A 10,746-nucleotide genomic window follows, 5' to 3' on the forward strand; every position below is an offset into this window, starting at 1 on the left:
GGGAAATCCCAGCTTTTATTTTTGTTCAGAAAGTGTAGAATGACGATAGCCATAAGTAAAGTAAATCACTAGTCCAACCAACAAAGCAAGTCCAAAGGCAATCCATGTTTCCTTGGTGTACTGAAGCATAAAGGAAAGACAGATAAGAATGGAAAGGATTGGCAAAAGCGGCACTAAAGGAGTTTTGAACTCTCCTTCTTTTGGCATCCCCTTATCTTTTCTGAGCTTGATAATGCCATAGGCAAGTAAGATGAGATAGGCTAGTGTACAGATATTTAGAAAGGCTGCAATGCTTGCCAAGGGGAAAATGCCCGCAGCAATGGCTGAAGCAAAACCTGTTAAGATGGTTGCATTCTTTGGAACTCGACTGCTTTTGCTTAGTTGTTTGAAGCTTTGAGGCAAAAGTCCATCACGAGCTAAGCTGTAAATCATTCGAGAAAGAGCGTAGGTCATGGAAATACACACAGTAATCAAGGTTAAAATGGCTACAAGCGAAACATAGTTGGCTGCCCAGCCAATCCCGATACTACGCAAAGAGAAGGCTACTGCATCGTCCACATTAAGTTGGCTATAGTGAACAACCCCAGTTAATACTAAGGTTACCAAGGCATAGAGAATAGTAACGATTGACAGAGAAAGGACAATTCCTCTAGGAACATTCTTTTGCGGACTTTGGATTTCATCAACTGCCATGGAAATCGACTCAAAACCGAGAAAACCAAAGAACATCAAAGAGGCTCCTGCCATAATCCCAGTACTTCCGCCATAAAGCTGACCAAAGCCAAAGGGGGCAAAATTTGACCAATTTTCAGGTTTGATATGCCAAATCCCAACTAGGATAAACAAAGCTAGAGCAGAGAATTTCAAGACTACTAGAAGCGAATTAAAGCGCAAGGCTGCCTTTGAATTCAATAAGACTACTCCCGTTACCAGAGCAAGCACCAAAATAGGTAAAAGATCAATATAGGTGCCTTGTTCGGGATTAAAGGTGCCATTTAAGGCTTGAGGCATGGAGATACCATAATTACTGAGTAAGCCCTTGAAGTAAGCTGCCCAGCCAGACGCCACACCTGAAACAGCTGTCATGAATTCCATGATGGTCAACCAGCCAGCAATCCAGGCTGGTAATTCTCCTAAGATCGCATAGAGATAACTATAAGCACCTCCTGTTGCAGGCACACGAGAGGCGAATTCCGCAAAAAAGAGGGCTGATAAAGAAACGCACAGGGCAGAAATCACAATGGAAACCACTAGTGATGGACCAGCTAGTGTAGCCGCTGCTGTTCCTGTAATGGTGAAAATCCCCGTCCCTACCATGGCACCGATTCCTAATAGAATCAAATCCCATAATTTCAAATGGCGACGCATTTTCGTTCGTCCCAGACTAACATCCTTGGTTCTAAAAATATTCATACTTCATCTCCACTAAATGTAATTGTTTTATTTTACCACATAAAAGTATTTTTGTGAATATTTATTAGGTCTTTTTTTGAAAAAAATTCTGAACAGGAAGACTTCCTGTTCAGATTCTGCATATTCTTACCCAACTGATCCTTCCATTTCATAGCTAATCAAGCGGTTGAGCTCAACTGCGTATTCCATTGGAAGTTCTTTTGTGAAGGGTTCTACAAATCCCATGACAATCATCTCAGTTGCCTCAGATTCTGACAATCCACGGCTCATGAGGTAATAGAGTTGTTCTTCTGAAATCTTAGATACTTTGGCTTCGTGTTCCAAAGCAACTTGCGAGTTATGAATTTCATTAAATGGAATGGTATCTGATGCTGATAAGTCATCCATGATAATGGTGTCACACTCAATGTGAGAAACAGATTTCTTAGAGTTCTTGTTAAAGGTTACTTGTCCACGGTAGTCCACCTTTCCTCCGCCTTTAGCGATGGATTTAGATACGATAGACGAGCTTGTATGTGGAGCGTTGTGGATCATTTTAGCACCAGTGTCTTGGTGTTGCCCTGCATTGGCAAAGGCGATCGAGAGCATGCTACCACGGGCACCTTCTCCATCAAGGTAAACAGATGGATATTTCATAGTTGTTTTGGCACCCAAGTTCCCATCAATCCACTCAACAGTCGCATCTTTCAAAGCTTTAGCACGTTTTGTAACCAAGTTATAGACGTTATCAGACCAGTTTTGGATGGTTGTATAGCGCATGTAAGCTCCATCCAAAGCAAAGATTTCTACAATGGCTGCGTGCAAACTGTTACTTGAATAAGTTGGCGCTGTACATCCTTCTACGTAGTGGACACTTGCACCCTCGTCTACAATAATTAAGGTACGTTCAAACTGACCAGTATTTTCATTATTGATACGGAAGTATGTTTGAAGCGGAATGTCTACCTTGACACCTTTTGGTACATAGATAAAGGTTCCACCTGACCATACTGCTGAGTTAAGGGCTGCCAACTTGTTATCTGTCGGCGGAACCAACTTCGCAAAGTATTGTTTAAACAAGTCTGGGTATTCCTTGAGGGCAGAATCCGTATCCGTAAAGATAATTCCTAACTTCTCAAACTCTTCCTTCATGTTGTGGTATACCACTTCTGACTCGTACTGGGCAGAAGCTCCAGCTAGATAAGCACGCTCAGCTTCTGGAATTCCGATACGTTCAAAGGTTTCTTTTATCTTTTCAGGGACATCATCCCAAGAACGGGCTGGTTTATCAGATGGTTTTTGGTAGTAGATCAAGTCATCAAAATCAATCTCTGACAAGTCTGCTCCCCAAGTTTGCATAGGCATTTTCTTGAAGGTTTCATAAGACTTCAAGCGGAACTCCAACATCCACTCAGGCTCACCCTTAGCAGCAGATAATTCACGAATAACCCCTTCGTTGAGTCCTTTTCCTGTCGATAGGACAGGCTCTACATCGTCATGGAAACCAAATTTATATTCACCAAGGTCAATTGGTTTTGGTTCTACTCTTTCTTCAGCCATAATATCCTTTCTTTCATTATATATTTCTATGTTTCTTATTTATCTTCTTGATTTTCAATTGTCTTCTTAAGAGCGTTCCAAGCTAGGGTTGCACACTTGATTCGCTGAGGGAATTTAGCAACACCTGATAAGAAGGCAGCGTCTCCAAGTTGGTCTTGACGCTCATCTTTTTGCCCTTGTACCATTTCAGAAAAAATAGTCGCAAGTTCTAAAATTTCTTGTTTGCTTTTTCCTAAAACGGCATCTGTCATCATACTAGCAGAGGCAGTTGAAATGGTACAACCAGAGTTTAGAAAAGCAATATCTTCCAAACGGTCCTCTGCATCAAACTTAACAGAGAGATTAATAACATCCCCACAGGTTGGATTCTTGAGACTGATTTGCTCAGCGTCTTCTAACTTCCCTTGGTGATGTGGATTTTTCGAATGGTCCGCTACCACTGCCATATAAAGGCTATCTAGTTTAGAAAGTGCCATTGAAAAACTCCTTTGTCTTTTGTAAGGCATCGACTAGCTTGTCGCAATCTGCCTTGGTATTGTAGATATAAAAACTTGCGCGAGCTGTTGCTGGAACTTCTAAATACTGGAGTAAGGGTTGGGCACAATGGTGACCAGCACGAACAGCTACTCCTTCATAATCCAAAGCGGTCGCAAGGTCGTGAGGATGGAGATCACCTAGGTTAAAGGCAATAACACCCGAACGTTGAGCCAAGTCCTGCGAACCGTAAATGGTCAAACCTTCAATTGCCTGCAGTTTTGGATAAACGTATGCAATCAATTCTTGCTCATGGGCTTCAATGGCATCCATACCAATGGCTTCTAGATAATCCACTGCAGCAGCAAGTCCGATGGCACCAGCCATATTAGGAGTTCCAGCCTCGAATTTCCATGGCAATTCCTTCCAACTAGCAGATTGCTCATAAACGAAATCAATCATTTCGCCACCAAATTCTACTGGTGACATTTGATTGAGATATTTTTCTTTACCATAAAGGACACCAATACCAGTTGGACCAGCCATCTTGTGACCTGAAAAGGCAAAGAAGTCCACATCCAAGTCCTGAACATCAATCTTCATATGAGGCGTAGATTGAGCACCATCCACCACCATAATGGCTCCAACTTGGTGAGCCATTTGAGTGATTTCCTTGATCGGATTGACCACACCCAGAACATTTGAAGCGTGGGCTAGTGACACAAACTTGACCTTGTCAGTCAATTTAGCCCTCAAGTCATCCATATCCAGAGCTCCGTCCTTGAGATAAACATAGACAAGCTCCGCTCCAGTCTTGCGGCAGGCCTCCTGCCAAGGAATGATATTGGAATGGTGTTCCATGACGGAAATCAAGACCTGGTCTCCCTTAGTGAGAATTTCCCCAGCAAAGCGTGCCACCCAGTTAAGGCTGGTTGTCGTTCCTCTGGTAAAGAGAACTTCCTTTGTAGAACCAGCATTGATAAACTGACCAATGGTTTCACGAGCAGCTTCATAAGATGCTGTCGCCCTTTCAGCCAAGGTATGAACACCACGATGAACATTGGCATTGTCCTGCTCATAGTAGCGGTTGATCGCTTCCAGAACTGCTAGTGGTTTTTGTGTCGTCGCTGCATTGTCCAAATAGACCAACGGTTCATCGTTGACAATCTGGTCTAAAATCGGAAAATCCTTGCGAATCGCTTCTACATCTAACATAGGCTTCCCCTTAGCGTTTTGACAATTTTTCTTCAATAGTTGCAATCATTTCGTCACGAACTTCTTTGACTGGAATCTCAACGATAACGGAACCAAGGAAACCACGAACAACCAAACGTTCTGCAGTTGCCTTATCCAAGCCACGGCTCATGAGGTAGTACATATCTTCTGGATCCACCTGACCGATAGAGGCCGCGTGACCTGCAGTTACGTCATTTTCATCAATCAAAAGAATTGGGTTGGCATCTGAACGCGCCTGATCTGAAAGCATGAGAACACGACTTTCTTGCTGCGCATCAGCTCCCTTAGCACCCTTGATAATGTGGCCAATACCATTGAAAGTCAAGGTCGCTTTTTCAAGGATAACCCCATGTTGGAGGATATTTCCGATTGAGTTGCAACCGTAGTTAGTCACTCGAGTATCAATCCCTTGAACCTGACGGCCACTTGAAAGAGCTACGACTTTAAGGTCAGCATGGCTACCATTTCCAATCAAGTCGCTATCAAAGTCCGCAACAACATTTCCTTCGTTCATGACACCGATTGCCCAGTCAATGCTTGCATCGTTTCCTAGTTTACCACGACGGCTAATATAGGCAGTGACATTTTCACCTAAACGGTCAATCGCAGCAAATTTCACTTGTGCACCAGAACAAGCAATCACTTCGACCGTGATATTAGCAGTTGCCTTGGCACTACCTTCGCCACGAGACTCTAAACGTTCAAGATAACTAATCTTAGAATTTTTACCAGCGATAATCATAATATGCTTGTTAAATGGCACATCGCTATCACTGTCTTGGTAGAAAATTCCTTCGATTGGCTCTGTAATCTCAACATTATCAGGAATGTAGAGAACAGCACCACTGTTAAAGTAAGCTGTATGGTAGGCTGCCAACTTGTCATCGTCATACTTAACAGATGACATGAAGAATTCCTCGATAAGTTCTGGAATTTCTTCTAAAGCTGAGTGAAAGTCTGTAAAGACTACTCCTTGTTCAGCCAATTCAACTGGAGTTTGTTCAAAAACAGTTTGCGTTCCTACTTGCACCAACTTCAAGTGATTATCTAGAGCCGTGAAGTCAGGAACATTTGCTGAAGGTTCACTTTCTGTGATGGTACCATCTCCCAGATTCCAACGGTGAAATTTGACACGCTCAATAACTGGTAATTCCAAACTCTCAATCTTATCAAAAGCTTTTTGACGGAGGTCAGCCAACCAGCTTGGTTCAGCGTGCATTTCTGAAAAAAGTTTAATAGTTTCTTTAGTCATTTACTTCTCCTAAAAGATACGAGGGAATTACAATTCTTCCTTGTAGTCGTAGCCAAGTTCTTCAGCTAGTTTTGCGTATCCTTCACGTTCCAAACGGGCAGCCAATTCTGGACCACCAGAAAGGACCACACGACCTTCCATCATCACGTGTACCACGTCTGGCGTGATATAGTTCAAAAGACGTTGGTAGTGAGTGATAATCATAGCACCAAAGCCTTCACCACGCATGGCATTGACACCTTTCGATACGACTTTAAGGGCATCAATATCAAGACCTGAGTCAATCTCATCCAAAAGAGCAAAAGTTGGTTCCAACATCAAAAGTTGAAGAATTTCATTGCGTTTTTTCTCACCACCAGAGAAACCTTCGTTGAGGTAACGCTCTGCCATTTCTTCTTTCATGTTGAGCAATTCCATTTTCTCGTCTAGTTTAGTGATGAACTCACGAACTGAAATTTTTTCATCATCTTCTTTACCAGCATTCATAGCTGCACGAAGAAATTCAGCGTTGGTAATTCCAGGGATTTCAGATGGGTATTGCATAGCAAGGAAAAGTCCCATACGCGCACGCTCATCCACTTCCAACTCAAGGATGTTTACGCCATCAAACAAGACCTCACCTTTGGTAACCTCATAGTTAGGGTTCCCCATAATAGCTGCAGAAAGAGTCGATTTACCAGTACCATTTGGTCCCATGATAGCTGCGATTTCTCCTGTTTTCAGAGTCAGATTGACCCCCTTCAAAATTTCTTTTCCTTCAATCTCAACGTGAAGATCTTTGATCTCTAATACTGACATGATAGTTCCTTTCTTTTTCTGGCCTACTTCCCTTATCCTTAAAGAAATCACTTACATTTCTCAAAAAACACAAGAAAAGGTCCATAAATATACTCTACTAGTATAACAAAAAAAAGCCCAAAAGGCTTTGATTTTGTCTAGAAGCTGGGGGCTAATCCTTGCGGTTTAGGTGCTGATCAATGGCGTCTACTATTTTTCCCATTACATAACTTAACCTAAAATTTCGAAAGAGTAAAATCGCCCAAAAAGCTGCCATAACGTAGCGACCAGTCATCAAAGATTCATTGAAAAAATAAGTCTCAGCAGCCGTGAATAATGCTATTATGATAAATTGTTGTCTAGTCATAGGATTATTGTACCATGAAATCCACTTTTAGTCTTCTTCGACCATGACTTTATCAGCCAGAAATTCAAATCCCTCTGGAATCAGGCTTTCTTCTTCTACCTCTTGATCTGATTGAGAAGACTTGTTTCTAGCTGAAAATGTTGCACGAACCTCTTTCCATTCCTCTAGGGAAATTGCCAGGATTTCAGGTGAAAATCCAGCCGCCTGGCTAAGAATATTGCCAAACATGGTATTGAGGTTATCCCGTTTCATGGTTTGTCCAGCATTGAAATTAGATTCAAAAGCTAAAATAGCATGGTGTTCGTTGGCTGCAACTGGTTGAGAACCAACAAGAAGAGCCTTATCAGGACCAGCTAAGCTTTCGATTACCTCTCCCCATGCATTCTGGAGGCGAATCAAGTTTTGCCGTGCCAATTCAGGATTTTCAACAGCTTCTTGTAGGATAGCCTGAACCTTATTACGGTCTACTCGATAGACTGTCTTGGAAGTGGCTGGACGGCTAGGGACTGGCGCCACTTGTTTAGGCACCGTTCCAACATTAGCAAGTTCTTGCTTGAGACGAACTACTTCCTGTCTCAGTGCAGAAATTTCACTCTCGACAGCTTCTGAAAGCACTGGTTCAGGCTTAATCTCAGCTAAACGAATGGTCATCATCTCAGCATAAATCTTAGGTTGTAGACTAGCTTTCATATCCGCCAAACTCACAGTCGCTATTCGAATCATTTCAAAGAGGCTTTCCTGAGAAAGAGCTAGATTGTCCATAAAAACTGGACTATGATGAGTATTTTCGCCACCTGTCTGAACAACTAATAGATCCCGCAAATACTGCAAGAGGTCCGTCACAAAACGAGTCATGCTCTTGCCATTTTCAAACAAAAGATTCAAAGAATCAAGAGCTTTTGGAACATCCTGCTGGGACAAGGCAGCTACATAATCATCAAGTGCTGATAGACTAATAGTACCTGTAATCTCCTCAGAGATAGCAGTCGTGAGCTCATTCCCCTGTGTCAAACTCAAGGCTTGATCCAGAATAGACAAGGCATCCCGCATTCCACCTTCAGCTCGTCTGGCAATGATTTCTACAGCATCTGGCTCAGAACTGATATTTTCTTTTTGCAAAATTGTTTGGATATGCTCTTTAATATCTTGCGTTTTAATGGATTTAAACTCAAAACGTTGAACACGCGATAAAATAGTTGCTGGAATCTTATGCAATTCGGTGGTCGCTAAGATAAAGACAACATTTTGAGTTGGTTCTTCTAGGGTCTTCAAAAGCGCATTAAAGGCTCCCGTAGATAGCATATGAACCTCGTCTATGATATAGACCTTGTAACGTGCCAAGCTAGGTGCATAGGTGGATTTATCACGAATTTCACGGATTTCATCGACTCCATTATTCGAAGCCGCATCCATTTCGATAACATCTTCTAAGCTACCTTCTGTCACAGCCTGACAGATATAGCAGTTATTACATGGTTCTCCGTCCACTTGGTTGGGACAGTTCATAGCCTTGGCAAAAATCTTGGCTACACTGGTCTTCCCAGTCCCACGTGGACCTGAGAAAAGATAGGCATGACTAATCTTTTCCTGCTCGACCGCTTGTTTTAGGGTTTTAGCCACAACCTCTTGACCTACCAGTTGTGAAAAAGTCTGGCTTCTATATTTTCGATAAAGTGCTTGATACATTAGGCTTTCTCCTCAAACATCGTAAAGTCCCATTCTGTCTTCTCAAGCAAAATAGCGACAAATTGTTCCAAGTAATCACGGTCAATGGCATTGTAATCATCAATAAGTGAAGAATCCAAGTCTAAGACACCCAGTAATCGACCATTCTTGAGCATGGGAACCACGATTTCACTCTTGGCATGACCATCACAAGAAATGTAGTTTGGATAGGTGCTCACATCGCCAACTAAAACAGTCTCTTGAAACTCAGCAGCTTCTCCACACACGCCTTTCCCAAGCGGAATACGAATACAAGAAACACCACCCTGAAAAGGCCCTAAAACCAACTCGCTACCATCAAACAGATAAAACCCTGCAAATACAGTATTCGGAAAGCGAGATTTTAGAAGGGCACTAGCATTTGAAAGATTGGCAAGAACATTGGTCTCGCCTTCTAGTAAATAAGAGAGTTCCTCATTTAACATTTGATATTGTGATTGTTTTTCTGAATCTAACATAGAACTATTATATCAAAAATGAGAAAGAGACAAAAGAAAAATCCCTTGTTTTAAACAAAGGATTTTGCGATTATCAATTTGATTAAAGTTCGATATCACCGAACAAGTCAGCCATTGAGAATCCTGTTTGTGTTTCTGGAAGTTCGAAATCACGTTTTTCTTGACGTTTTGGACGACGTGGACGAGCAGCACGTTTTTCTTCTTTTTGTCCTTCTTCTTGAGCTGGACGTTCTTCAAGAGCTTTGATAGAAAGTGATACACGTTCTGCGTCAGCGTTAACATCAAGTACTTTAACAGTAACTTCTTGACCAACAGTAAGAGCTTCTTTTGGATTTTCGATACGTTTGTGTGAAATTTGTGATACGTGAACAAGTCCATCGATACCTGGCAACACTTCAACAAATGCACCGAAGTCAGTCAAACGTTTAACTGTTCCTTCTACTACATCACCTTTAGCCAATTTTTGCTCAACGCCATCCCATGGTCCAGGTGTTGTTGCTTTAAGTGAAAGTGATACGCGTCCTTCTTCTTCATTAAGATCAAGGATCTTCACTTCGATTTCTTCACCAACAGTTACAACTGATTTAGGTGATACGTTACGTTCGTGTGACAATTCAGTCAAGTGAACCAATCCATCAACACCACCAAGGTCGATGAAAGCACCAAAGCTAGTGATACGAGCAACTTTACCAGTTACGACATCACCAACAGCCAATTTACCGAATACTTCAGCACGAGCCGCTGCAGTAGCTGCTTCAACAACTTCACGACGTGAAAGGATGAAACGGTTTTCTTTAGGATCAACTTCCTTGATTTTAGCATCAAATTCTTGACCTACGAAACGCTCAGTGTTACGTACGAAACGAGTATCCAACATTGAAGCTGGGATGAATCCACGAACACCTTCAAATTCTACTGAAAGTCCACCTTTAACGGCACGAGTTCCTTTAACAGTAACAACTTCTTCTTCGCGTCCTACAAGTTTGTCCCATGCTTTGCGAGCTTCAAGGCGTTTTTTAGATACAAGGTATGTAACTGTATCAGTATCTTTACCAACTACTTGACGAAGTACAAGAACATCCAATACTTCTCCTACTTTCACAAAGTCATTGATATCTGCATCGCGATCGTTTGTCAATTCGCGAAGAGTCAAGACACCTTCAACACCAGTCCCAGAGATTGCAACGTTAGCTTGAGTCGCATCAACTGTCAATACTTCAGCACTAACAACATCACCAGGCTCAACTTGGCTAACGCTATTTAGCAAATCTTCAAATTCGTTCATCTAAAAAATCCTCCAACAATCAAGTTTTTTCTAAACTTGACATACTTATAATTTTTTTCCTAAGCACCCGCAAAGACATGTTCATATCGTTCACGTCTTTCAATTATAAAAATAAAATACCCTAAGATATTTTCTTTTTATCTTGAATTTATTACCTAAGAACTGGGGTAGCTGGATTCGAACCAACGCATGAGGGAGTCAAAGTCCCTTGCCTTACCGC

Annotated in this window: 10 protein-coding genes; all 10 read right to left on the reverse strand. The window is 41.9% G+C overall.

The genetic code is table 11. From position 1 onward, the window contains the following. Positions 1 to 15: 15 nt before the first annotated feature. A complete protein-coding gene (locus ADI74_RS01500; protein WP_049536594.1) occupies positions 16 to 1,413 on the reverse strand; it encodes an APC family permease in 1,398 nt (465 codons plus the stop codon). A gap of 126 nt (positions 1,414 to 1,539) precedes the next feature. Further along, positions 1,540 to 2,952, reverse strand: coding sequence for a Fe-S cluster assembly protein SufB (gene sufB / locus ADI74_RS01505; protein WP_049536595.1), 1,413 nt, complete (start codon positions 2,950 to 2,952; stop codon positions 1,540 to 1,542). Between the two features lie 35 nt (positions 2,953 to 2,987). Next, positions 2,988 to 3,428, reverse strand: a complete 441-nt coding sequence (gene sufU / locus ADI74_RS01510) for a Fe-S cluster assembly sulfur transfer protein SufU (RefSeq protein ID WP_049536597.1) — start codon at positions 3,426 to 3,428, stop codon at positions 2,988 to 2,990. Further along, positions 3,415 to 4,641 carry a cysteine desulfurase gene (locus ADI74_RS01515; protein ID WP_049536598.1) on the reverse strand — a complete coding sequence of 409 codons (1,227 nt, stop codon included), beginning with the start codon at positions 4,639 to 4,641 and terminating at the stop codon, positions 3,415 to 3,417. The genes sufU and ADI74_RS01515 overlap by 14 nt, the downstream gene beginning before the upstream one ends. A gap of 10 nt (positions 4,642 to 4,651) precedes the next feature. Continuing rightward, entirely contained in the window at positions 4,652 to 5,914 is a 1,263-nt protein-coding gene (gene sufD, locus ADI74_RS01520; RefSeq protein WP_049536600.1) for a Fe-S cluster assembly protein SufD, read from the reverse strand. Between the two features lie 27 nt (positions 5,915 to 5,941). Continuing rightward, a complete protein-coding gene (gene sufC / locus ADI74_RS01525) occupies positions 5,942 to 6,712 on the reverse strand; it encodes a Fe-S cluster assembly ATPase SufC (protein ID WP_000114489.1) in 771 nt (256 codons plus the stop codon). A gap of 151 nt (positions 6,713 to 6,863) precedes the next feature. Continuing rightward, complete coding sequence (locus tag ADI74_RS01530) at positions 6,864 to 7,058, reverse strand: DUF3272 family protein (RefSeq protein WP_049536602.1); 195 nt, start codon at positions 7,056 to 7,058, stop codon at positions 6,864 to 6,866. A gap of 27 nt (positions 7,059 to 7,085) precedes the next feature. Continuing rightward, positions 7,086 to 8,744 (reverse strand): DNA polymerase III subunit gamma/tau, encoded by a 1,659-nt coding sequence (dnaX, locus tag ADI74_RS01535; RefSeq protein ID WP_049536604.1) that lies wholly within the window; start codon positions 8,742 to 8,744, stop codon positions 7,086 to 7,088. After that, positions 8,744 to 9,241 (reverse strand): GAF domain-containing protein, encoded by a 498-nt coding sequence (locus ADI74_RS01540; protein WP_049536606.1) that lies wholly within the window; start codon positions 9,239 to 9,241, stop codon positions 8,744 to 8,746. The genes dnaX and ADI74_RS01540 overlap by 1 nt, the downstream gene beginning before the upstream one ends. An 82-nt stretch (positions 9,242 to 9,323) precedes the next feature. Continuing rightward, positions 9,324 to 10,526: a 30S ribosomal protein S1 gene (rpsA, locus tag ADI74_RS01545; RefSeq protein WP_001001617.1), complete on the reverse strand. Its 1,203-nt coding sequence runs from the start codon at positions 10,524 to 10,526 to the stop codon at positions 9,324 to 9,326. Between the last annotated feature and the right edge of the window lie 220 nt (positions 10,527 to 10,746).

The organism is Streptococcus pseudopneumoniae (genome assembly GCF_001074565.1).
GTDB classification, from domain to species: domain Bacteria; phylum Bacillota; class Bacilli; order Lactobacillales; family Streptococcaceae; genus Streptococcus; species Streptococcus pseudopneumoniae_J.